The sequence below is a fragment of the Gemmobacter nanjingensis genome (assembly GCF_014652195.1).
GTDB classification, from domain to species: domain Bacteria; phylum Pseudomonadota; class Alphaproteobacteria; order Rhodobacterales; family Rhodobacteraceae; genus Gemmobacter; species Gemmobacter caeni.
On the sequence record NZ_BMYI01000011.1, the window covers coordinates 61169 to 83151 of the forward strand.

A 21983-nucleotide genomic window follows, 5' to 3' on the forward strand; every position below is an offset into this window, starting at 1 on the left:
GGCGCGGCATGGCGATATTCAATCTCGGTTCGATCAATATCGACCTTGTATATCAGGTGCCGCATCTGCCCAAGCCGGGCGAGACCCTGTCTGCGCTGGCCTTTTCGCAGGGTCTGGGCGGGAAGGGGGCAAACCAGTCTGTCGCTGCGGCGCGAGCCGGGGCAAGCTGTATTCATATTGGCGCCACAGGGCCGGGCAGTGAATGGCTGCTCGCGCTCATGTCGGATTACGGGGTGGATACCGGATCGGTAACACAGCTCGATGAACCGACAGGCCACGCTGTGATCAACGTTGATCCTGAGGCAGAGAACAGCATCGTCATCTATCCTGGCGCCAATCGGCAGATCACCGGCGCGATGGTCGAGGTTGCCTTGGCGCGGGCAGTGGCGGGCGATAGCCTGCTGTTGCAGAACGAGACTTCGGCTCAGCAGGAGGCTGCGGCTCTGGCGCGGGCCAGGGGCATGCGGGTAGTCTATTCGGCCGCCCCATTTGATCTGGCGGCGGTGCGTTCTGTTCTTGGCCATGTTTCGCTGCTGGTGATGAACGAAGGCGAAGCGGCAGAACTGCGCGCGGCCGAAGGACAACTGCCTGCGGTCGATTGCATCATCACCCGAGGTGCAAATGGCGCAGAATGGATTTCCGCGGAAACAGAGCCGCTTTTCATGCCATCTTTCCGCGTGGAGCCCGTTGATACGACCGGTGCAGGCGATACGTTCATCGGCACTTTGGTCGCGGCGCTTGATCTGGGGCTTGATCGTTCTTCGGCCATGCGCCGCGCCGCGGCAGCTTCGGCACTGCAGGTCACGCGACCCGGCGCGGCGCAGGCGATCCCCGCTGCCGCCGAGGTGACTGCATTTCTCGCAGCGCAGGGCGCTTAGTCGACAAGCATCATCCGGGCCTTGCGGGTCCAGAGCAGCGCCGTCTCGATCTGTCGACCGGGGTAGATTTGCGTTAATGCGGCGCGATAGGCGCGCATCTGGCGTATGAGGCCCTCGGGTATCTCTTGCGGTGCTTCCGGTACGATTGCATTGGATTTGAAATCCACGGCGATAACCCGGCTCGGCAGAACGATCAGCCGATCAATCGCACCGGCAAGCGGCTGGCCCTGAAATTCTGCAACGACAGAGACTTCGCGTAGCGTTGATGGCGCGAAAATCTGCTGAAATTCGGGCCTGTCAATGACCGATCGTGCTTCGAAAAGCAGTTCTGCCCGAAGGACGGGATCGGGGATCAATATTTCGGCAAGCCGGGTCTGACGTTCTGCGGTCAGACCTGGCAGGTGTTCGAACAATCCGTGCAGCAGAGTGCCGCGCGCCTTCGCATCCGGGTTTTCGCCCTCGTAATCGCCCGCAAGAACCTTGGCTCCGCCAAGATTGCTGGGGTTCAGCATCTGTGCCGGGCGCAGGGCAGGCGCCGCAGGTTGCAAAGCCCAGGCAGGCAGAGGCTGCGGTGTTTCCGGGGGGGCCTCCGTCGTCAGGTTGTCCTGCGGCTTAGGCCAAACTCCAAACTCATGCACCAGTCGACCCTTCACCGACGGAACCGCACCGCTTTTCTCCGCCCCGGTGCGGATCAGATCGTACCATGCGGGTGGCTTGTCGCTGTCGGCCTTGCCGCTTTGCGAGGCCAGTTTGCCAGCGGCCGCCACGATCAGCCAGGACTGTGCACGGGTCATGGCGACGTAGAGCAGGCGCATCTCCTCAGCCCGGCTGCGCCGGGCACGCTCGGCGCGGATGCGGGAAATGTCGGCGGGGCTGGCATCCGCCGGGGTGCGCCAGACCGCCGTGTCATGCATCCGAAACAACTCATCCCGGTCATTCGCGGTCATGTCTGCGGTATCGGGCAAGATCACGATCGGGGCCTCCAGGCCCTTGGAGCCATGAACCGTCATCACCCGGATTTTCCGGCCCCCCGAATCCATCTGGCGTTTCACCTCGATATCATCGGTCTGAAGCCAGGTCAGAAAGCCGGTGAGGCTGGGTACATCGTTGCGTTCATAGGCGAGTGCCTGGGAAAGCAGCTCATCAATCCCGTCCTCAGCTTCCTCACCCAGCCGGGCCAGCAAGCGCCGCCGCCCGTCGTGCCGGGTCAGCGCGCGTTCAATCAGATCGAACGGGCGCAGGAAGTCGGCCTGATCACGCAGATCATGCAGCATGGCAAGCAAGTCGGGAAATGTCTCTGTCTGTGCCCGAAGGGCTTCCCACAGGTAGCCTTTTCGAGGTTGTGCCAGAGCGTAGAGTTGCTGCTCGCTCCAGCCGCACAGAGGAGAGCGCAGCAGTTCAGCCAGCGCCAGATCATCCTCGGGCGTCGCCAGAAAGGCCAGAAGCGCGGTCAGGTCTTTTACCGCGATTTCACCACCAAGATGCAGCCGGTCGGCCCCCGCGATGGGCAGTTTCGCGGCTTTACAGGCGCGGATGATCTCTGCAAACAGCGGCGAACGGCGGCGCACGAGGATCAGGAAATCCCCCGCATGCACAGGTCGCGCCCCCGTCGCATCGGGTATCATCGTGCCATTGCCGAGGATTTCCCCAATGCGGTCGGCGATCTGCCGCGCGAGGATTGCGTTATGGTGCTCGCCGGTGACCAGATCGACGGGGTTCGCCCAATCGCCGTCCTCAGGTGTGTCAGCCGGCTCAACGGGGGGCCAGATCTCGACCCGGCCAGGCATGGCGTCGCGGAAGGCGATGTGATGCGAGGGGCCACCGAGGTCGGGGTGCAGGTCTGGCGGAAAGGTCTGGTCCACGAGTCGCAGGATCGCCTGCGACGAACGGAAGGAATATTCCAGCTCCAGCGCGTTGAAAGGGGCATCAATCGCTTTCAAGCGCCCTGCGAAAGCCTCACGCATTTCCGCGAAGGCAGTCACATCGGCCCCCTGGAAGGAATAGATGGATTGCTTCTGGTCTCCGACGACGAAGATTGTGCGCTCGATCTCCCGCGCCCCGGTTCCGGCCGTAAACTCCTGTGCCAGAAGTTCGATCACCTTCCATTGATCTGGCGAGGTGTCCTGCGCTTCATCGACGAGAATGTGGTCAATGCCCCCATCCAGCCTGAACAACACCCATTGCGCTACTGTTGGGTCCGTCAGCAGGCCCTTTGCGCGTGAAATCAGATCGTCGAAATCAAGCGCACCGCGCAAGGCCTTGCGATGCGCATAGGCGGGCAAAAACGCCGCGGCGAAAGAGTGCAGTCGCGCAGTCCGATCCGCTGCAGCGAGGGCCAATCGCCTTGGTCGCGCAGCCTCTACTCTGAGCATCAGGGCATGCAGGGCCGGTGACAGGGCTGCAAGTTTGGGTTGCGTGGCCTTGGTGGCAAGCTGGTCGCCCTTGGCGGTGAAGCGTTTGCTTTCCTCCTTCACGTTGCCACTGAACAGCAACACCTCTTCCAGAGCGGCAAGCATGGTCAGATCCTGCCGCGCGCCACGCAGGGCGGCAAGTTTGGCCCCTGCCTGCTGATCCTTGGTGGAACCTGTCATAAGAATGTCGGCGGTGTCCGACAGAAGGCCGGCTTCCCCACCAAGAAAGACCTCGTCCAGCAGGTCTATGGCGGTAAAACCGGGTGGCAGACCAAAAAGTGTCAGGCACCCTGCCGCGTCCAGCGGGGGCGACAGTGCATCGGAGTGGCGGGCGATTTCGGCGGTAAGCGCCGAAAAGTCCTCGCCCGTATAGATCGCTGCCAATGCTGCAATCACATCGGACTTTGATCCAGAAGCAAGGTCCGCGACAATATCTTCGCGCAGCAGTTTGGCGGCACGCTCGTCCATCTCGGTGAATTGCGGCGAAACCCCCGCCTCCAGCGGAAAGCGACGCAACAGGCTGGCGCAGAAGCTGTGGATGGTCTGGATGCGCAAGCCACCGGGGGTCTCAATGGCACGGGCGAACAGGCGCCGCGCTTCGGCCAGTGTTTCACGTGAAACGGGCGCGATGGCGCCAAGGTTCAGCAGCGCCTCCCGCAGGTCAAGGTCGGGCTTCATCGCCCATTCGCCCAGCCGCTGAAACAGCCGGTTCTGCATCTCTGACGCGGCGGCCTTGGTATAGGTCAGGCACAGGATGCGGCCGGGCTCGACCCCGGAAAGCAGCAGCCGCGCCACTCGGTCAGTCAGGACGCGGGTCTTGCCCGATCCCGCATTGGCGGAAAGCCAGGTCGAATATCCGGGATCTGCGGCCTGCACCTGCCGTTCACTGGCGGCGTTGCGAGTCATTCCACATCCTCCGGCGTCGCGCTGTCAGTCATGTCCCATTCCCCGAAACGGGCGAGATGGTCATAGTCGCCGGGAAACCGGCTGGCAAAAACCGCCCGTCTGGCGGTATAGCCCGTTTGGCGGCTCTGATAGCGCCGGACAAGGCGATGGAGGTCTTCCCAGACCTTGTCCAGGTCCTCAGGCATCAGGGCAGTGGTTTCCAGCTTCGGGTTGGTGCCCAGTCCGACATAGGTAATCCGGGCGACCTCGGTCGGGCCGACCTCCTTGAAAGCGCCACGTTCGGCCATGGCCGCCGCCAGAAGAAGCTGTTTGTCGAATTGCTCCTGCTGCTTGCGGGTCGGGGGCGTGCCGGTCTTGTAATCCAGAATGTGCAGGCGTCCGTCCGGCAGCAGGTCGATGCGGTCCGGTGTGCCGAACAGTTCGAAATCCAGCGGATCAAGCCCGATGCGGCCACGCTGCTCCAGACTGACGGGCACCCCGCCATCCGCGCCGTCGTGGCTGATGAAGAAATCGGCAGCACGCGAAATCCGGGCCAGCCACAGAACCCGAGCGGCTGGCCAGGGCACCTCTGTTTCCAGCACTTCGGCGGCAAGGCTGATTAGCCGGTCTCTTGCGGCCTCCATGCTTTCGGCCTGCCGCTCCCGAACAAACCGCTCCAGAATCTTATGCAGGATAGAACCACGCAGCCGCGCATCGGATTCTCGATGCAGTGGCTCAAGCTTGTTCAGACGCAAGATGTAGCGAGCATAGATCGCGTAGGGATCGCGGATAAGCGTTGCCACCCGCGTCAGCGCGAGCTCTTTCGGGCGGGCAGCAACGGGGGGGCGGGGGGCGGGGCGATGCGCGGAAGGCAGTTGGGCGGCAGGCTGCTCCAGCCGTTTTGCCAGCATCAGCCAATCCTGTCCGCGTGCCCGCATGGCTTCGAGCCCCTCGCGGCCGCCACGCTCCGGCAGACCGTCCAGAAGGTTTGTCAGGCGGTTCAGCCAGCGGGAAGGGACGGTTTCCGCATCCGCGTCCCGCCGGGCGCGGGTCAGAACCACTTCACCAGCCGCTATGGCTTGCTGATAGTCATGGGCGGCTAGGCCGATACGCCGTTCTGGCAATAACAGAGCCGCATCCTTGCGCATTTTCCGGTTCAGCCAGGGGTCGGGAGGTGGCAACTGGGGCCAGATCCCGTCATTCAACCCGCCAAGGATTACCAGATCGGCACCCTGAACACGGGCCTCCAGTGTGCCCCAGATCATCAGGCCGGGATGGCCCAGAACCTCATCGCGGACTTCTCCACGGTTCAGGACGGCATCGAACAGGTCTCGATAATCGTGCAGCGCGAAATCGCCCCCGGCATCCGCCTCGGAGCGTAGGGCATCGACCTGCGCAAGTGCCGCCTCTCCGGCGGCTGCGTGCCACAATTCGCCCGTATCCACTCCCCAGGGGCCGCGGGAAACAGTCTCTGTTATTGCCAGATGATGTTCCAGCCGTGCGGCCAGAGAGGTATCGGCAAGCGACGCGGCAGCATCAAGGATGTCGGAAATCCAGGCGACCCAGCCGGGCGCGAGCGGATCATTCCGCGCTTCGGCCCAATGCGCCAGCATAGCTTTGTCGGGGAAGGGCGGACCAAATCGGCGCAGGTGCAACTCAAGATCCCGGGTCAGCCGCAGATGGCTGCCTCGATCCCCGCCGGTCGCAGTCAGCGGGTGTTTCAGCAGGGTCAGCAGCGTCTCGCCGGAAATCCTTTCGCCCAGCAATCGCGCGACATGCCGCAGCAACCGGCCCGGGGCGGACAGAGCGAGCGGCCTGCCAGCGGAATCATCGGGAACAAGGCCCCAGCGATCCAGTGCCGCCGTAACGCGGCGTGTCAGGTTCCGATCCGGGGTGATCAGGGCCGCCGAACGCCCGTCCTCAACCGCCTTGCGCAAGATCAGCGCCACGGAAAGCGCCTCGTCGCGCGGAGACTCCGCCTCGATCAACGTCAGATCGGCGGTCGTGGCGACAAGATCGTCCAGCATCTGCCCCTCGGTCAGCCACTGGTCTGTGACCGGCGCTGGACGCAGTGACAGTGAAACAAGCGCATTCCGTGCCGGATTCGGCGCTTCTGTTGCCGTCCAGCGCCGCGCGTCGCCGGGCCTGGCATCCAGCGCGTCCATCAGGCGACGGAAGCGGTATTGCGGGTGATCCTCGGCCGTCAGCGCATCAGACATTCCTGACCAAACGGCGAGTGGCAGGTCGAAATCATACCCCGGCAGGACGAGCGCACCCTGCGGCAGTGCCGCAACAGCCTGCATGAATCGCAGGGTGGTCCCGCGCGAGCCGGTTGAACCCGCAAGGATGACCGGCCCCGAAGGCGGATCGGTAGCCCACCGCTTTGCAAGCGCCTCGACGGTGCGGCGCTGTCGGGCTTCGGGGTCGGGGGCTTCCGCAGTTCCGAAGAAAGGTTCCACGATGCCAAGGAATTGCTGCGTCCGCGTCCAATGGGCGGAATGGTTCGACACATCCAGCGCGGCAATCGTCTCGGGCGCGACGCCTTCGCCCTGCATTTCGTCCATCAGGGCGGCGAGGCTGTCCGCAAGATCGTAAAGGGCGGCACGGGGGGCAAGATCGGGCGCAGAATCCAGCAGACCGGCGATCAGCCGTGTCAGCTCCAGCCGACGCCGCAGGGGCGATACGGCGGGCGGTATCCCCTCCAGCGACGCTTCGATCCCCAGATCGGTAATCAACCGTATTTGCGGCAGAAAGCCGGGGCCTGAAGCTGCAAACAGCTCGACGATGCGTCGGCGCATGCGCTGGGTATTCACGAAAAGCTGCACACGGGCCATGGCCTCGGGCGGCTCGCCCTTCAGACGGTCACGCAGGCCGCGCACGAGTTCGGCCGGAAAGTCCACACCCGGTGGCAGCGCGAACAGGCGGGACTGGCCGGGTTCAAACATTTCTGGCCTTCCCAAGGAGCGCCTCGGCCTCGGCAATTCCCTCTGGCCGTCCGACATCACACCATCCGCCATCATGCACGACGCCGAAGGCACGCCCCTCGGCAATCGCGATATCCCACAGCCGGTTCAGCGAGAAAACAGTCTCTGATATGGCCGAAATACGCTTCGGAGACAGAATTTGCGCACCAAGATAGGCATAGCCGGGCGTGCCTTTGGCGCGGACAATCCTGCCATCTTCGTCCATGACGAAATCCCCGGTGCCGCGATAGCCTGTGGCCTTTTCGGCAGGCAGCAGCAGCAGCAGCGCATCCATCCGGCTGGCATCCCACCGCGACGCAAGCTGGCTCAGCGCGGGTGTGCCGGTCCAGACTGCATCGCTGTTCAGGGTGTAGACCGGGCCGGGGCCGAGCTGGGGCAGGGCGGCGCGCAATCCGCCGCCGGTTTCCAGGATCGCGTCGCTTTCATCAGCGAATGCGATTTTCTCTCGGCCCGCAAGATGGGTGCGGATCATCTCGGGGCGGTAGTGCAGGTTAATGACGATCTGACGGGGCCTGATGGCCGCTGCCTGATCCAGCGCATGATCTATCAGGGGGCGTCCCGCCACTTCGATCATCGGCTTGGGTCTGTCGGCTGTCAGTGCGCCCATCCGCGTGCCGAAACCGGCAGCGAAAAGCATCACGGCATCGGGAATGCACGGCATTGGCCTTCGATCCTTACAAGGGCTTCAGGGGTCGGTTCCGGCAGGAGCCGGGCGCAAACCTCGGCCAGTTCCGTCAGTTCGGGATGCGCAAGGTTGCGTTGCAACTGGCCCCAGACGCGGGGCACCAGGCGCAGATAGGCAGGCTTGCCCGCAACAAGGCAGAGGCGTGCGAAAATGCCAAGAATGCGCAGGGCACGTTGCGCCCCCAGCGCAGCATAGGTAGCGGAAAAATGGTCTGCGGGAATGTCCAGCGCCTTGCGAAAGGTCGCACAAACAGCGGTCTCTGTTTCGGGCGCCACGTCACGGCGGGCATCCTGCAACAACGAAACCAGATCATAGGCAGGCTGCCCCATCTGGGCGAGCTGGAAATCCAGCAGCCCGACCCGTGCAAGGCCGCTGCGGTCGTCCAGCCACAGCAGGTTTTCCGCATGATAGTCACGTAGAATAAGAACGCGCGGGCCATCTGCAAGACGCCGCAGGCTGCGCGTCAGGCAATCCACGAACAGCTCCCTGTCGCCGCTGTCGCCCAGAATTGCATGGCGATACCAGTCCAGCGCGAAAGCGGCAGCCCGGGCCCAGTCCGCCGCGCCAGGATCGGGCAGATTCTCGGGTGCGGGAGCGGCCTGAAGGTGCAGCAACACCTCTGCCGCAGCATGATACAGCGCTGGTTCCCGCGCCGGAGCTTGCGAGACCAGTCGCGCAAAGATGCCGTCCCCCAGATCTTCCAGCAGCAGGAAACCGTGATCGAAGTCGCTGGCCATCACTTCGGGCGCCGAAAGTCCGAGCGCGCGCAGATGCCCGGCGATACGGGCGAAATCGCGCGGATCATCGCCCCTACCCGGTGGAGCATCCATCAAAACTGCGCTTCTGCCGTTCAGCGTCAGGCGCTGATAGCTGCGATCCGATGCGTCACCAGCAAGGTGCCGCGGCGTCGCCGCACCCCAACCTGCCCGTTGCAGAAAGGCCTCTGCCTGGGTTTTCCGCAGATCCGTCATGCGTCCAAAGCCATGAAAGCGCCGCGCAAATCGTCGCGTTTACCGAAATCCAGCACCGCAAGGCGGCCCTCACCTTCGGGGCGGAACGCGATGCGGAGGGCATCGGGCGGGGTTTGGTTGCCAAGCCGGTCTGGCCATTCGACCAGACAGATCGCCGTCTCGAAAGCCGAGATCAGACCCAGTTCCGCAACCTCATCGGGATGGCCAAGCCGATAAAGATCGGCGTGACAGATATCGCCCCGCGGATCTTCATAGGTCTGGACCAGCGTATAGGTGGGCGAGGGGACATCGACCTCTGCGCCAAGCCGCTGGCGGATGAAGGCGCGGGAGAAATGGGTTTTTCCGGCACCGATGCCGCCCTCCAGCAGCAGGGTCATGCCCGGCTGCGCAAGGGTCGCAAAGCGACGCGCCAGCCGGTCTGTCGCAGTATCGTCGGGCAGGAAAAGGGTCAGGGGCGGGTGGCTGTTCATGCCCGCAGTTTTATCCGCCGTGTTTGCGGCTGCAACCCGGCTCAGGCGCGCAGACGTTCCGTTGCCATCGCGCCCGTCGCATCCTCGATCCGGGTGGCGATTTCAAAACGGGCAAGGGTGGCGCCGCCGGGCAGGGCCGAAATGCGGCATTCGACCAGACGCCCGTCCAGCAGGCGGGCTTCTCCGTGCAGGGGCGCGCTGTCGGTATCATGGGCCGCAGCAAAGCTTTCCGCTTCGGCCCAGAACGGATTTGGCGCGCTGCGGCCCTGCCAGTGCGCACAAAGCGTCGCGAAACTGCCTTCTGAAACGGTGCTCGCCGGATCGTGGCCCCACAACCGGCAATAGGCCGCATTTGCCATCACCAGCGCAGAGGCTGGGGAGAAGACCGCAAGCGCCTGATCCACGGAATCGACAACCGCCTGGCTAAGCTCCAGATCGGCCCGGTATCGCCGTATGCGGCCGATTTCGGTTGAAATATCCTCGATCAGCAGCGCCAGCGCGCCGTTGGGATGGGGGCGTCCGACCACCTTGTAGGTGAGGCCGGACGGCAGGCTCCATGTTTCCTCGAACAGGCCGGAGGAGGCCGCCTGTTCCAGCGCCACCATCTGCCGACGCCAGGTGCGATAATCTTTCGGTTCCGGGATCATGTCGCGGTCGCGCATGGCGTCCAGAAAGGCAAACAGCGTTGGGCGCATCGAAAGGAAATCGGGCTGAAGGCCTGAGAGATCCAGCAAGGCAGGATTGAACAGCACAAGTTGGCGCTGGCGGTCGAAAATCGCCAGCCCGATCGGCAGATGGGCGAAGGTTTTGACCAGGGTTTGCGTGAAATCCCGTAGCGATGCCTCGGCCATTACCAGCGTATCGGCTGGCAGCGCGAATACCAACTGTTCGGCGTCGTCCTGATAGGCGTGAAGTTCGAACCATTTGTCGGGTTGCCCCTGCTGCACCAGCCGGTGACGCAGGGCGGTGCCGGGTTGGTCGGTTGTGCGCTCAAAAAGGCGCGGCAGTGGCCATGTCAGATCCTGTCCGGGGGGTAAACCATCTGCAACGCGGTGCAGATAGGCGGCGTTGGCCCACAGAAGCTGGCCATCCGGTCTTTCACGCCAGACCGGCATCGGGGCCAGCGCCAGCGTATTGCGCAGCCGGCTCAGCTCGTCCTCCGTTGCCTTGCGGGTCAGTGCGTCGTGATTTGGAGCGGTGGCCTGAGCCTCCGGGTCTTCGAGGCTGATCCGGGTCAGCCCGCCGGCCAGTTCGGCCCGCAACAGAATGGGCGTTCCGTTCGTGTCGCAGGAGGTGAGGATCAGCAGCCCTTCCTCGGCGAGATTGGCAAAACGGCTTTCGAAATCGGCAAACCGCGCGCCGAGATAGGAGCGGAGCCGCAGCCAGGCAGGGCCCCGGATCGGGCTTTGGCTGATCAGGGCTCGGGCGGCGGGTGTCGCATCCAGAAGCGTTTCGCCGTCGAAAAGAAAGCTGGTTCCACCTGCGGTATCGGCGAAGATGGAGCGCGGTCCGCGCCGGGTCTGCGGATCAAGGGCCGCAATGGTGAACAGGCCGGCGACAGCGGCCAGAATGGACACAAGGAGCATCATGAAGGCCAGGGCCCAGTCGATCACCATCGAAATTCTCGCACAAGGTTTCAGCCGCAACCTTGGCGGGTGATAGTTAAGGCTTGGTTAAGGCATTGATTGCAGTCATCGCCCCTGAGGCGAAAGCCGCGAAAACCTGTCAGCTGTTCAGCGAGTTCTCTCCCAGGGCGCCGGTTTCAGCCAGAATGCGGTTGGCGGGCCAGATCACCTCGACAATGGCGCCGCGCCGGTCTGCCATCGCCTCAGGCTGTGCATTGGCGAAGGACAGCCGGGCGCCCGTCCTTTCCAGCAGGGTTTTCGCGATGAACATGCCGAGACCCATGCCCTCATACCCCGGTCGTTGCGCGGGATCGGCCTTGCGATTGCGCAGAAAGGGTTCGCCCATCCGGCCCAGAAGATGCGGGGGATAGCCCGGCCCGTCATCGACAATCCGCAAGACAAGCCGATCGCCCCGCCATTCTGCATCGACCCAGACATTGGCATCTGCGAAATCCACGGCATTCTGGATCAGGTTGCGCAGGCCGTGCAGGATCTCGGGCTGCCGCTGAACCACCGGGTCGCTGTCAGGCAGGGTGAAATGCACCGCCTTACCCCGCTTCAGATGCGGTTCGGCGGCCTCGCGCAATACGAGGCTCAGCGGCCCCTGCCGCATCAGCCGGTCATCCTTGCCCGCCTGCCCCATGGAACGCAGGATGTCGCGGCAACGGTCTGCCTGATCGCGGATCAGTTGCGCGTCGTCGCGCAGGTCTGGGTGATCTTCCAGCTCCTCCATCAACTCGGCGCTGACCAGCTTGATCGTGGCCAGCGGTGTGCCCAGTTCATGCGCCGCTGCCGCCACCACACCGCCCAGATCAGTCAGCTTCTGCGCCCGTGCCAGCGCCATCTGGGTTGCGAGCAACGCATCCTGCATCGCGTGAATCTCTGCTGCGACGCGGTGGGCATAGATCCCGAGGAAGACGATGCCGATGACGATGGCCAGCCAGAAGCCGAATGAAAACAGCCGGGGCAGGGCAAAGATTGTACCGTCCCCCATGCTCATCGGCACGGCGAACAGGGCAACGACAGAGACCAGAACCAGTGCCACCGTGCCCAGAACCAGCGTCGCCCGTCCCTCCAGCGCTGTTGCGGAAATCGTGACCGGCGCCAGAAACAACAGGGCGAAAGGGTTGGTCAGCCCGCCTGTCAGCATCAGCAGGGTTGCGAGCTGCGTCAGGTCGAACAGCAGCGTGAAGAATACCTGCCGTTCTGTGAGGCGGGTGCTTTCGGGGAAGATGAAGACCGAGATCAGGTTGACGATAACGGACGCGCCCACCACCAGCAGGCAAAGCCCCAGCGGCAGCCGGATTTCCAGCCAGAACTGCGCGGCGAGAAGCGCGATGATCTGGCCGCCAATGGCGATCCAGCGCAACAGGTTCAGCGTGCCCAGGCGCAGCAGGTCTCCGGGGGCCTGAGTGCCGGGCAGGGGCGGTTCGTCCGGGGAAAGGGGCAATGCGGCCATGGTCCTTGCTGTCGCAGAAGGGTGTTTTGGCATTGTTAAAAGTCTCATGATGCGGGATCAATGCGCCACGCAAGAAAGGGGAAAGCCATGTCAAAGCTCTATGCAGGTCTCGCGGTGGCGGTGGTCGTCGGTCTGGTTGGCGGCAGTGCGCTGTGGATCATGTCGAACAAGGCGTCCGATGCGTTCGCGCAATGCCGTGCCGGAGCAGTTGGCGGCGGCGAGATCGGCGGCCCCTTCACGCTGGTCGATGGCGATGGCCGCACGGTAACCGACAAGGATGTTCTCACCAAACCCTCGCTGGTCTATTTCGGCTACACGTTCTGCCCGGACGTCTGCCCCTTCGACAATGCCCGTAACGCGGAGGCAATCGACCTGCTGGTGGACCGTGGCTATGACGTGCAGCCGGTGTTCATCTCGATTGACCCGGAGCGAGATACGCCCGAAGTGGTGAAGGATTTCGCGGCCAACCTGCATCCCCGCATGATCGGTCTGACCGGCTCGGCCGAACAGGTGAAGGCGGCTTCGCTGGCCTACAAGACCTATTTCAAAAAACAGGAGGCCGAGGACGAATTCTATCTCGTCGATCACTCGACCTTCACCTATCTGATGCTGCCGGGCAGCGGCTTTGCCGAGTTCTACAAACGCGAGGCAACGCCCGAGCAGATGGCCGACAGTGTCGCCTGTTTTGTCGATGCGGCAAAAGCTGCCGGGCAAAATTGACCTTCCGGTGAATTCGCCCTAGGGTCGGCAGGATTTTCACGACGGAGAGCATCGCCATGGCAGAGGATCTGAGCGCCGAAATCGGGCCGGACCGTTCGCTTCTTCTGGTGGATGACGACGAATCCTTCGTGAAACGCCTTGCCAAGGCGATGGAAAAGCGCGGCTTCATCCCCGAAACCGCCGAAACGGTGGCGGAAGGCAAGGCCATCGCGCAAAGCCGTCCGCCCGCTTTTGCTGTGGTCGACCTGCGCCTGGAAGATGGCAACGGGCTTGATGTGGTCGAAGCGCTGCGTGAACGCCGCCCCGATTGCCGGATCGTCGTGCTGACGGGTTATGGAGCCATTGCAACCGCAGTCGCTGCGGTGAAGATCGGTGCCACTGATTACCTGGCCAAGCCCGCCGACGCGAATGAGGTCACCAATGCCCTTCTGGCGCGGGGTGATCTGTTGCCCTCGCCGCCGGAAAACCCGATGTCCGCCGACCGCGTGCGGTGGGAACATATCCAGCGCGTCTATGAGATGTGCGACCGCAATGTCTCGGAAACTGCGCGGCGGCTGAACATGCACCGCCGCACGCTTCAGCGGATTCTGGCCAAGCGCAGCCCGAAGTAAATCGCCTGACAGCGTATATTTGCCGTGCTGCAGTGCGGCTCTTGCCGCGTGGCAAGAACGAACGCTTCCCAAACCGCTGGTTTTGCGCTATGCGGGCGCCCATCTGAGACGTGAGGCCATGCCCCGGGCCGCATGCATGAGGATTGGGGGCGGCGGCAATGGGGCCGCCAGACATCGGGAGACCCGGGATGCGCCCGGGAGAGCTCCCAGGATAGGATGACAGATGTTCAATATAACGAAAAAGTCGATCCAGTGGGGCGATGAAACGCTCACGCTGGAAACCGGGAAGGTTGCGCGCCAGGCCGATGGTTCGGTCATCGCGACGCTGGGCGAAACCAGCGTCATGGCGAACGTGACCTTCGCCAAGAAGGCGAAGCCCGGTCAAGACTTCTTCCCCCTGACCGTTCACTACCAGGAAAAATATTACGCCGCCGGCAAGATCCCCGGCGGCTTCTTCAAACGTGAGGCCCGGCCGTCCGAAAAAGAGACGCTGGTTTCCCGTCTGATCGACCGCCCGTGCCGCCCGCTGTTCGTCGAAGGCTTCAAGAACGAAGTGCTGGTCATGGCAACCGTTTTGTCCTGTGACCTCGTGAATGACCCCGATATCGTGGCGATGATCGCGGCCTCCGCCGCGCTGACCCTGTCTGGCGTGCCCTTCATGGGTCCGATCGGCGCCGCGCGCGTTGGCTTCGTCGATGGCAAATATGTGCTGAACCCGGCGATGGACGACATGACTCAGCTCCGCACCAAGCCGGAGCAGCGTCTGGACCTCGTGGTCGCGGGCACCAAGACCGCCGTGATGATGGTGGAATCGGAAGCTTACGAGTTGTCCGAAGAAGAAATGCTGGGCGCCGTGAAGTTCGGTCACGAGGCGATGCAGCCGGTAATCGACCTGATCATCTCGCTGGCTGAAACCGCCGCGAAAGAGCCCTTCGATTTCTCGCCGCCGGACATTGCAGAACTCTACGGCAAAGTGAAAGCCGCTGGCGAGGCGCAGATGCGCGCCGCCTTCGCGCTGAAGGACAAGCAGGAACGTACCAACGCCATTTCCGCCGCTGTCGCCGCGATCACCGCGTCGCTGTCGGAGGAAGACCAGGCCGACATCAACCTCGGCTCGGCGATCAAGAAGCTGGAAAGCGCGATCCTGCGCGGCGACATCATCAACGGTGGCGCCCGGATCGACGGCCGCGACACCAGGACCGTGCGTCCGATCGTGTCGGAAACCGGCATCCTGCCGCGCGCCCATGGGTCGGCCCTGTTCACCCGCGGTGAAACGCAAGGTCTGGTCGTCACCACGCTGGGTACCGGCGAGGATGAACAGATCATCGACGCACTGAACGGCAACTACCGTTCCAACTTCCTGCTGCACTATAACTTCCCGCCCTATTCGGTTGGTGAAGTGGGCCGCGTCGGCTCGCCTGGTCGCCGCGAGATCGGTCACGGCAAGCTGGCATGGCGTGCACTGCAAGCCGTGCTGCCGGCGCCGACCGATTTCCCCTACACCATCCGCGTGGTGTCGGAGATCACCGAATCGAACGGCTCCTCCTCGATGGCTTCGGTTTGTGGTGGCTCGCTGTCGATGATGGATGCGGGCGTGCCGCTGAAAGCGCCGGTCGCCGGTGTGGCCATGGGCCTCATTCTGGAAGATGACGGCAAATGGGCCGTGCTGACCGACATCCTCGGCGACGAGGATCACCTCGGCGACATGGACTTCAAGGTTGCAGGCACCGAATCTGGCATCACCTCGCTGCAAATGGACATTAAGGTCGCGGGCATCACGCCCGAGATCATGGAGCAGGCCCTGGCGCAGGCCAAGGACGGCCGGATGCACATTCTGGGCGAGATGAACAAGGCGCTGTCGGCCCCGCAGGGCTTCAGCGAATACGCCCCGAAGATCGAGACCCTCTCAATCCCTACCGACAAGATCCGCGAAGTGATTGGTTCGGGTGGCAAGGTGATCCGCGAGATCGTGGAAACCTCGGGCGCCAAGGTCGACATCAATGACGACGGCGTCATCAAGATTGCGTCCTCGTCGGCCGATGCCATCAAGAAGGCCTATGACATGATCTGGTCGATCGTGGCAGAGCCGGAAGAAGGCCAGATCTACACCGGCAAGGTCGTGAAGCTGGTCGATTTCGGCGCCTTCGTGAACTTCTTCGGCAAGCGTGACGGCCTGGTCCATGTGTCGCAGATCGCCAACAAGCGCCTGAACCACCCGAACGAGGTTCTGAAGGAAGGTCAGGAAGTGAAGGTCAAGCTTCTGGGCTTCGACGACCGTGGCAAGGTGCGCCTTGGCATGAAGATGGTCGACCAGGAGACGGGGGCAGAAATCGTGCCCGAGAAGAAGGAAAAGGAAGAAGCCTCCGAAGGCTGACTTTCTGAAAGGCCCCGGCGATGTCCGGGGCCTTTTGCTTCAGGCATCCTGTCGGGTGATATCAGTGATCAGCACATCGCTGACAATGCCGGGCAGGATGGTGCGCGCCGACTCCAGCAGGGCCCGGCGCAGCGGCGCAAGGCTGGTGCCTTCGGTGAAAGTGCCCCGAAAGCCGCCGCTGTTGGCATGATCGAACAGGATTTGCAGGAAACTGTCGCGCAGCTTCGGCTCGCGTGCAAAGACGGTTTCCTGTGCACCCGCCGTGGTCTCCAGGCTGAGAAACAGCACCACGACCGAGCTGATGCGGCCATCTTCGACAATCGGCACGATGAACTGGTTGCTCAGCTTCACATATTCAGGCCCGGTATTGCCCTCTTCCGACCCGTGCCCCTCTGCCGGGGCGGGCGCATCATGTGACGCATCTGCCGCCACATCCTGCCCGGCCTCTTGCGGCGGAGCTTCGGTCGGTCGCAGGAAATAGCCGCCGGCAAGGCCGCCGAACAGGCCGACAAGCGCGAGGATCAGGGGGAGGATCAGGCGTTTCATGGCGATCAGAATGGCAAGAGAACATCGGCGATCTGCTGGCCATAGCGCGGCTGCTGCACATCAGTGATCTGGCCGCGCCCGCCATAGGAAATCCGGGCGCCCGCGATCTTGTCATAGGTGATCTCGTTCTGGCGCGAGATATCTGCTGGCCGGACGTAGCCGGTCACGATCAGCTCGCGCAGCTCGTAATTTACCCGGACCTCCTGCTGGCCTTCGATCCGCAATACGCCATTCGCAAGTTCTTCGACCACCGTGGCGGCAACCCTCAGGGTGAGCTTTTCCTTGCGCGACACCGATCCCTGGCCCTGATAGGCAGAGCTGGAGCGGGTTTCGACCGCGTCGGCCATGCTGGCGCCCTCAGGCAATTTCTCGTTCAGGCGCTCGGGAATGCCGAACAGGGATGGTATGCCCATCGAGTCATTTCCCGCGCGGCTGCGGCCAGATGTATTCGACATCTCGGCCTTGTCGTCGATTTCGATAACAACGGTCAGGATGTCGCCACGCCGCGCAGCCCGGCGCTCGCCGAACAGCGCCTCGCGGTTCGCTGACCACAGCGACGAGGCATCCGCAGGCGTTGCGGGCGGGATGTCATGTGGCAGCGGTGTCGAATACATTGCATGATGCTGGTAACTGCCTTCCAGTGGTGAGAAATCCGGGCTTTTTCCAACCTCTGCCAATCGCGAGCAGGCGCTCAGGCACAGGGTCAGAAGGATCAGGCGATACATGGCGCTCCTCAGGGTTGGGGGCTGGTGATGACGGTGCCATCCGAGCTGACGCGGCCGGTAACGGTGCTGCGGGACGACAGGTTCATGACCCGCACCGTTTCGCCCAACCCGGCCCGCGCCAGTGCGCGGCCTTCGGTCAGGATGTGCAGGGGGCCGGTGGTATAGCGCAGCGTCACGATCTGGTTGCGTTCGATCAGGGCGGGGGGGCCGATATCTTCGGGCCGGATCGGACGGTTGGCATAGATCGCCACGCGCGCCTCCATCCCTACCACCTGAAGCGGATCATCGAAGCCCTTGCCGCCGGAAACCTGCATCACATCGGCGTCGGTCAGGATGTCCAGCGCGCGAATGGTCCGGGTTGCGACCAGCGTATCGGCCAGCGCGGGCAGCGGCAGCAGGGCAAGCATCAGCCATCGCATCAGCGCACCTGTGTCGTGGCAGCCAGCATCTGGTCGGCAGCGGTGATCACCTTGGCATTCAGCTCGTATCCGCGCTGGGCCTTGATGAGTTCGGTAACCTCGCGCACCGCATCGACCGAGCTTTCCTCAAGGTAACCCTGCCGCAGGCTGCCCAGCCCGTCACTGCCTGGTGTGCCGCTTTGCGCCGGCCCGGATGCAGCCGTTTCAAGGTAAAGATTGCCGCCGATCGCCTCCAACCCCTTCTCGTTGGTGAAACCGGCGAGGGTGATCTGGCCAAGAAGCTGCGGCTGCACCTGATTGGCAAAATAGGCATAAACCTCGCCTTGTGCGTTGATGGTCAGGCTGCGGGCATCAGCGGGTATGGTGATGCCTGGCGCAACTTCGTGACCTTCGGAGGTGACGATCAGCCCGTCGGCCGTGCGTTTCAGCCCGCCATCGCGGGTATAGGCAGTGCCGCCGGAGGGTAACGTTACCTCCAGATACCCGCGCCCTTCGATGGCCAGGTCAAGGTCGCCATTGGTCTGGCTCAGCGTGCCCTGCGACAGCACCACCGAAACAGCGGCCGGACGCACACCCATGCCCATCTGCACGCCGGTTGGCAGCATCGCACCATTCTCGGCCGAAATCGTGCCGGGCCTGGCGATCTGTTCGTATTGCAGATCTGCAAATTCGGCGCGCCGGGCGTTGTAGGCGGTTGTCGACATGTTCGCGAGATTGTTTGACACGACATCGACGCGCATCTGTTGTGCCGCCATGCCGCTCGCCGCGATCTGAAGCGCCTTCATTTCATCCTCCGAGTGTTCGTATCGCCATCTGCATCCGCTCGTCCTCACGGTCGAGGAAGCTTTGGCCCAGCTCATAGGCACGCTGGACTTCCATCATCCGGGCGATCTCTGAAAAGGTGTTGACGTTGCTGCCCTCAAGACTGCCCTGGTGCATCCTGCCCCCCTGCATCGGCAGGATTTCTCCCTCGACCGAAAACAGTGTGCCGCCCTCGTGGCGTAGTGCGGTGGCGTTTTGGGGCTGCCACAGACCGATCCGGGCCAGCGGTCCCTGAATGGTCGAGAGCGTGCCATCTTCCGACAGTGCGATCTGACCGGCATCAGCCGGTACGAAAACTGGCCCTCCGGCCTCGTCCAGCAGGCGGTAGCCTTCCGCGTTCACCAGTTCGCCGGTGGCGGAGGGCGTGAAATGTCCGGCGCGGGTCAGCCGGTTTCCCTGCGGCGTCTCGATCTGGAAAAAACCATCCCCGTCGACCGCGAAATCGAATGTCCCGCCGGTCTGTTGGATCTCTCCGCGGCTCAGATCCACATTGCGGGCCGAAGCATGGGCCATGGACAGCGACGGTGCATCGTCAAGCGCCTTCACATACTCCGCAAAAACCACGCCCTCGCGCCGGAAGCCGGTGGTTGAACTGTTGGCGATATTGTTGGCGATGACCTGCAATTCGTGCAGCAGGCCGTTCTGCCGTGTCAGCGTGGTATAGCCAGAGGCATCCATGGTCAGCCTCCGGCGATCTGCGGGATGATGCGGTCGGTGAAGAAGCTCACCAGCGTCGCGGTCATGAAGCTCATCGAGACCCAGAAGACGATCAGCATGGCGCCGACCTTGGGCACGAACGTCAGCGTCATTTCCTGCACCGAGGTCAGGGCCTGCAACAGGCCGATGGCAAGGCCCGCAATCAGCGCGACGGCAAGAAGCGGGGCAGAAACCCTGACCGCGATCCAGAGTGCCTGACGCAGCAGATCAAAGACCTGATCAGCGGTCATACCGGCATCCTCAGGATTTCCTGATATGCCTCGACCACTTTGTCGCGCACGGTGACGGCGGTTTCCACTGCCAGTTCGCTGGCGGAAAGCGCCTGAACCAGCGCATGCGGATCGGCGTTGCCGGTCATGGCCGCGCGGGCAGTTGCCTCGCCCTGCGAGAGGATCTGTTCAAACTCCTGCGCCGCGGCAACAAGTCCATCGGTCTGTCCGGCGTCAGGGGGGACGGCGACCACCGGGCGGGCAAGGCCATAGCTGCGGGCGGCCGAAGCGGGGTTCATGTCCATTCTGGACCTCCTTATTTGCGCAAAAGATCAAACAGGCTTTGCGTCATGCGGCGCGCCTGATCGAAAAGTTTCAGATTGGCTTCGTAGCTGCGCTGTGCCTCGCGGGCGTCGGCCACCTCGACCACCAGATCGACGTTGGAGCCATCGTAGTGCCCGGTCTCGTCGGCAAGCGGGTGCCCCGGCGCATAGATACGGTTCAGCGCGCTGCGATCCAGGCGGACAGGCCCCGGTTCCACCCCCGATCCATCCGCGATTTCGCGAAAACGGATCAGCTTGCGATGATAGCCGGGCGTATCAACATTGGCCATGTTTTCAGATACATGCCGCAATCTGGCAGCCTGTGCCTGCATCCCGGAGGCGGCCTGCGACAGGGCATTGAGCAGATCTGACATAGCCTACCTCCGCCCCAGGCTGGTTCGCAGGATGCTGGCGGCGCTGCGATAGATCCCCAGCGCCATCTCGTGCTGCTGTCCGACCTCGACCGACTTCACCATCTCGGTTTCCAGCGAGACAGTATTGCCGTTCGGTGCGGCTGCTCCCCTTTGCGTGCGGAGGACGGGGGCAGGGCCATCGGTTTCTCCGGACAACAGGTGACCGGGGCGGGTCCGGCGCAGAGCATCCTGTGATGCGTCATAAACCTCGGCAAAAGGCGGCAGATCCCGCGCCTTGAAGCCCGGCGTATCGGCATTTGCCACATTGCGTGCGATTTCGGCCTGCCGCGCGCCAGCATGCACTGCCATCGCCTGCGCCATTCTGACAAGTTCAAGTTTTTCGAACATCGGGGCTTCTCCCTCGACAACCTTCATCAAGGCTTAAGGGTGATTCCTTTAGAAACGGTAAGCGGCGAACAAAGGGAGAATCTCATGGCCGGCCTCTTTGATGCCTTGCAGGCCGAAATCGCGGCGATTGCGCCCGTGCGCCGGATAGGCCGCATCACCGAGATCGGGCGCGGCACGCTGGCGGTGAGCGGGCTGGCAGGCTGTGCCGGTCTTGGGGATCGTGTGGGCATTGGCAGAGGCTACGGCGAAGTGATCCGCCTTACGCGCGAGGGGGCAACGATCCTGCCCGACAACCCGCCAGAGGGCATCCGGATCGGCGATCCGGTGGATCTTGTCGGTCCGGCAACCATCGCGCCGGACGACAGTTGGATCGGGCGTATCGTCGATCCTTACGGCCTGCCGCTGGATGGCCGCCCGCTGTTTCGCGGCCCGGTTTCGCGGCCGCTGCGCGCCGCCGCGCCTGCCGCCGCGCAGCGTCGTCATCTGGGCGGGCGATTACGCACCGGAACAGCGGCCTTCGACACGCTTCTGCCGCTGGTGCGCGGGCAGAGAATTGGGCTTTTCGCGGGCTCCGGGGTCGGCAAATCCTCGCTGCTGGCGAAATTCGCTCGGGGGGTGGAGGCGGATGTCGTTGTCATTGCGCTGATTGGCGAGCGCGGGCGCGAACTGCGGGATTTCACCGAGAAGGTGCTCGGTCCGCAGGGCATGGCGCGGTCGGTCGTAGTGGCCGCGACGTCGGACCAGTCACCGCTGGCCCGCCGCCGCTGTGCCTGGGCGGCGATGTCTGTCGCGGAACATTTCCGCGATCAGAGGCGCCATGTACTGTTTCTGGCCGATTCGATCACCCGCTTCGCGGAGGCGCATCGCGAGGTCGCGCTTGCCTCCGGCGAGGGCGGAGATCTGCGGGGCTACCCGCCGTCCGTTGCACATATGATCATGTCTTTGGCCGAAAGGGCGGGGCCGGGACCGCAGGAGGCGGGGGATATCACGGCGGTCCTGTCCGTGCTGGTTGCCGGGTCTGATATGGAAGAGCCGGTGGCCGATATCCTGCGCGGTGTACTGGATGGTCATGTGGTCATGGACCGGCGGATTGCCGAGCGTGGACGATTTCCGGCGATCGACCTGCTGCGATCCGTGTCGCGCAGCCTGCCCGACGCCGCCAATGCGGAGGAAAATGCACTGATCGGTGAGGCGAGGCGCCTGCTGGGGGCGTATGACCGCGCCGAGATGATGATTCAGGCGGGTCTCTACAGCAAAGGGTCCGATCCGGTTGTGGACCGGGCGATCAGGGTCTGGCCCGCGTTGGATGGTTTCCTGGCCGAGGACTCGCCCGAGGGGATCGCGGCAAGTTTCCGTCGGCTTGCAGCCTGTCTTGCGCTGTGATGGGA

The 21983-nt window shown here is 63.3% G+C and carries 21 protein-coding genes; 5 read left to right on the forward strand and 16 right to left on the reverse strand.

Annotated elements, in window-relative coordinates; translation table 11 throughout:
• Nucleotides 1-8 precede the first annotated feature (8 nt).
• The gene (locus IE126_RS16590) at nucleotides 9-878 is read left to right on the forward strand and encodes a ribokinase (RefSeq protein WP_108130358.1); all 870 of its coding nucleotides are present in this window, start codon (nucleotides 9-11) and stop codon (nucleotides 876-878) included.
• On the opposite strand, the gene addA is transcribed toward IE126_RS16590, so the two are convergent.
• The 7 genes from addA to regB all read right to left on the reverse strand — a co-directional run bounded on the left by addA (nucleotide 875) and on the right by regB (nucleotide 12359).
• The gene (gene addA / locus IE126_RS16595; RefSeq protein ID WP_189381647.1) at nucleotides 875-4195 is read right to left on the reverse strand and encodes a double-strand break repair helicase AddA; all 3321 of its coding nucleotides are present in this window, start codon (nucleotides 4193-4195) and stop codon (nucleotides 875-877) included. The genes IE126_RS16590 and addA overlap by 4 nt on opposite strands.
• Complete coding sequence (addB, locus tag IE126_RS16600) at nucleotides 4192-7119, reverse strand: double-strand break repair protein AddB (RefSeq protein WP_189381648.1); 2928 nt, start codon at nucleotides 7117-7119, stop codon at nucleotides 4192-4194. The genes addA and addB overlap by 4 nt, the downstream gene beginning before the upstream one ends.
• On the reverse strand, nucleotides 7112-7795 hold the full coding sequence (locus IE126_RS16605; RefSeq protein ID WP_407646052.1) for a nucleotidyltransferase family protein: 684 nt from the start codon (nucleotides 7793-7795) through the stop codon (nucleotides 7112-7114). Before IE126_RS16605 ends, addB begins: the two co-directional genes overlap by 8 nt.
• Entirely contained in the window at nucleotides 7795-8814 is a 1020-nt protein-coding gene (locus IE126_RS16610; RefSeq protein ID WP_189381650.1) for an aminoglycoside phosphotransferase family protein, read from the reverse strand. Before IE126_RS16610 ends, IE126_RS16605 begins: the two co-directional genes overlap by 1 nt.
• The gene (gene tsaE, locus IE126_RS16615) at nucleotides 8811-9284 is read right to left on the reverse strand and encodes a tRNA (adenosine(37)-N6)-threonylcarbamoyltransferase complex ATPase subunit type 1 TsaE (protein ID WP_189381651.1); all 474 of its coding nucleotides are present in this window, start codon (nucleotides 9282-9284) and stop codon (nucleotides 8811-8813) included. Before tsaE ends, IE126_RS16610 begins: the two co-directional genes overlap by 4 nt.
• A gap of 41 nt (nucleotides 9285-9325) precedes the next feature.
• The gene (locus tag IE126_RS16620) at nucleotides 9326-10900 is read right to left on the reverse strand and encodes a PAS-domain containing protein (RefSeq protein ID WP_189381652.1); all 1575 of its coding nucleotides are present in this window, start codon (nucleotides 10898-10900) and stop codon (nucleotides 9326-9328) included.
• A gap of 109 nt (nucleotides 10901-11009) precedes the next feature.
• Entirely contained in the window at nucleotides 11010-12359 is a 1350-nt protein-coding gene (regB, locus tag IE126_RS16625) for a sensor histidine kinase RegB (RefSeq protein ID WP_407646055.1), read from the reverse strand.
• 96 nt (nucleotides 12360-12455) lie between these two features.
• On the opposite strand from regB, the gene IE126_RS16630 reads away from it, so the two are divergent.
• The 3 genes from IE126_RS16630 to pnp all read left to right on the forward strand — a co-directional run bounded on the left by IE126_RS16630 (nucleotide 12456) and on the right by pnp (nucleotide 16073).
• Nucleotides 12456-13088: an SCO family protein gene (locus tag IE126_RS16630; protein ID WP_054304168.1), complete on the forward strand. Its 633-nt coding sequence runs from the start codon at nucleotides 12456-12458 to the stop codon at nucleotides 13086-13088.
• A gap of 56 nt (nucleotides 13089-13144) precedes the next feature.
• A complete protein-coding gene (locus IE126_RS16635) occupies nucleotides 13145-13699 on the forward strand; it encodes an ActR/PrrA/RegA family redox response regulator transcription factor (protein ID WP_054304167.1) in 555 nt (184 codons plus the stop codon).
• 223 nt (nucleotides 13700-13922) lie between these two features.
• Entirely contained in the window at nucleotides 13923-16073 is a 2151-nt protein-coding gene (pnp, locus tag IE126_RS16640) for a polyribonucleotide nucleotidyltransferase (protein ID WP_054304166.1), read from the forward strand.
• 39 nt (nucleotides 16074-16112) lie between these two features.
• On the opposite strand, the gene IE126_RS16645 is transcribed toward pnp, so the two are convergent.
• From IE126_RS16645 to IE126_RS16685, 9 genes are read right to left on the reverse strand one after another with little or no spacing between them, the layout of a single operon-like run.
• Nucleotides 16113-16619 (reverse strand): flagellar basal body-associated FliL family protein, encoded by a 507-nt coding sequence (locus IE126_RS16645; RefSeq protein ID WP_108130366.1) that lies wholly within the window; start codon nucleotides 16617-16619, stop codon nucleotides 16113-16115.
• Nucleotides 16620-16624: 5 nt separating this feature from the next.
• Nucleotides 16625-17344 (reverse strand): flagellar basal body L-ring protein FlgH, encoded by a 720-nt coding sequence (gene flgH, locus IE126_RS16650; RefSeq protein ID WP_108130367.1) that lies wholly within the window; start codon nucleotides 17342-17344, stop codon nucleotides 16625-16627.
• Between the two features lie 8 nt (nucleotides 17345-17352).
• Nucleotides 17353-17763 carry a flagellar basal body P-ring formation chaperone FlgA gene (flgA, locus tag IE126_RS16655; protein WP_189381653.1) on the reverse strand — a complete coding sequence of 137 codons (411 nt, stop codon included), beginning with the start codon at nucleotides 17761-17763 and terminating at the stop codon, nucleotides 17353-17355.
• Nucleotides 17763-18548: a flagellar basal-body rod protein FlgG gene (gene flgG, locus IE126_RS16660; protein WP_108130369.1), complete on the reverse strand. Its 786-nt coding sequence runs from the start codon at nucleotides 18546-18548 to the stop codon at nucleotides 17763-17765. Before flgG ends, flgA begins: the two co-directional genes overlap by 1 nt.
• Before the next feature lies 1 nt (nucleotide 18549).
• Nucleotides 18550-19263, reverse strand: a complete 714-nt coding sequence (locus IE126_RS16665) for a flagellar hook-basal body complex protein (RefSeq protein ID WP_189381654.1) — start codon at nucleotides 19261-19263, stop codon at nucleotides 18550-18552.
• A gap of 2 nt (nucleotides 19264-19265) precedes the next feature.
• Nucleotides 19266-19532, reverse strand: coding sequence for a flagellar biosynthetic protein FliQ (locus IE126_RS16670; protein WP_189381655.1), 267 nt, complete (start codon nucleotides 19530-19532; stop codon nucleotides 19266-19268).
• On the reverse strand, nucleotides 19529-19816 hold the full coding sequence (gene fliE, locus IE126_RS16675; protein WP_108130371.1) for a flagellar hook-basal body complex protein FliE: 288 nt from the start codon (nucleotides 19814-19816) through the stop codon (nucleotides 19529-19531). Before fliE ends, IE126_RS16670 begins: the two co-directional genes overlap by 4 nt.
• Before the next feature lie 11 nt (nucleotides 19817-19827).
• Nucleotides 19828-20208, reverse strand: a complete 381-nt coding sequence (flgC, locus tag IE126_RS16680; protein ID WP_189381656.1) for a flagellar basal body rod protein FlgC — start codon at nucleotides 20206-20208, stop codon at nucleotides 19828-19830.
• A 3-nt stretch (nucleotides 20209-20211) separates the two neighbouring features.
• Nucleotides 20212-20595, reverse strand: coding sequence for a FlgB family protein (locus tag IE126_RS16685; RefSeq protein WP_189381657.1), 384 nt, complete (start codon nucleotides 20593-20595; stop codon nucleotides 20212-20214).
• 84 nt (nucleotides 20596-20679) lie between these two features.
• Here IE126_RS16685 and IE126_RS16690 point away from each other — a divergent pair, with 84 nt between their 5' ends.
• Nucleotides 20680-21978, forward strand: coding sequence for a FliI/YscN family ATPase (locus IE126_RS16690; RefSeq protein WP_189381658.1), 1299 nt, complete (start codon nucleotides 20680-20682; stop codon nucleotides 21976-21978).
• Nucleotides 21979-21983 lie beyond the last annotated feature (5 nt).

Bases quoted from the DNA above. Each gene is read 5' to 3' on its own strand.
- IE126_RS16670 (WP_189381655.1), bottom strand. From the start codon at position 19,532: ATGACCGCTGATCAGGTCTTTGATCTGCTGCGTCAGGCACTCTGGATC.
- flgG (WP_108130369.1), bottom strand. From the start codon at position 18,548: ATGAAGGCGCTTCAGATCGCGGCGAGCGGCATGGCGGCACAACAGATG.
- IE126_RS16665 (WP_189381654.1), bottom strand. From the start codon at position 19,263: ATGGATGCCTCTGGCTATACCACGCTGACACGGCAGAACGGCCTGCTG.
- IE126_RS16620 (WP_189381652.1), bottom strand. From the start codon at position 10,900: ATGGTGATCGACTGGGCCCTGGCCTTCATGATGCTCCTTGTGTCCATT.
- addA (WP_189381647.1), bottom strand. From the start codon at position 4,195: ATGACTCGCAACGCCGCCAGTGAACGGCAGGTGCAGGCCGCAGATCCC.
- IE126_RS16685 (WP_189381657.1), bottom strand. From the start codon at position 20,595: ATGTTCGAAAAACTTGAACTTGTCAGAATGGCGCAGGCGATGGCAGTG.
- IE126_RS16635 (WP_054304167.1), top strand. From the start codon at position 13,145: ATGGCAGAGGATCTGAGCGCCGAAATCGGGCCGGACCGTTCGCTTCTT.
- IE126_RS16645 (WP_108130366.1), bottom strand. From the start codon at position 16,619: ATGAAACGCCTGATCCTCCCCCTGATCCTCGCGCTTGTCGGCCTGTTC.
- addB (WP_189381648.1), bottom strand. From the start codon at position 7,119: ATGTTTGAACCCGGCCAGTCCCGCCTGTTCGCGCTGCCACCGGGTGTG.
- IE126_RS16610 (WP_189381650.1), bottom strand. From the start codon at position 8,814: ATGACGGATCTGCGGAAAACCCAGGCAGAGGCCTTTCTGCAACGGGCA.
- tsaE (WP_189381651.1), bottom strand. From the start codon at position 9,284: ATGAACAGCCACCCGCCCCTGACCCTTTTCCTGCCCGACGATACTGCG.
- flgC (WP_189381656.1), bottom strand. From the start codon at position 20,208: ATGTCAGATCTGCTCAATGCCCTGTCGCAGGCCGCCTCCGGGATGCAG.
- IE126_RS16690 (WP_189381658.1), top strand. From the start codon at position 20,680: ATGGCCGGCCTCTTTGATGCCTTGCAGGCCGAAATCGCGGCGATTGCG.
- flgH (WP_108130367.1), bottom strand. From the start codon at position 17,344: ATGTATCGCCTGATCCTTCTGACCCTGTGCCTGAGCGCCTGCTCGCGA.
- fliE (WP_108130371.1), bottom strand. From the start codon at position 19,816: ATGGACATGAACCCCGCTTCGGCCGCCCGCAGCTATGGCCTTGCCCGC.
- IE126_RS16605 (WP_407646052.1), bottom strand. From the start codon at position 7,795: ATGCTTTTCGCTGCCGGTTTCGGCACGCGGATGGGCGCACTGACAGCC.
- pnp (WP_054304166.1), top strand. From the start codon at position 13,923: ATGTTCAATATAACGAAAAAGTCGATCCAGTGGGGCGATGAAACGCTC.
- flgA (WP_189381653.1), bottom strand. From the start codon at position 17,763: ATGCGATGGCTGATGCTTGCCCTGCTGCCGCTGCCCGCGCTGGCCGAT.
- IE126_RS16590 (WP_108130358.1), top strand. From the start codon at position 9: ATGGCGATATTCAATCTCGGTTCGATCAATATCGACCTTGTATATCAG.
- IE126_RS16630 (WP_054304168.1), top strand. From the start codon at position 12,456: ATGTCAAAGCTCTATGCAGGTCTCGCGGTGGCGGTGGTCGTCGGTCTG.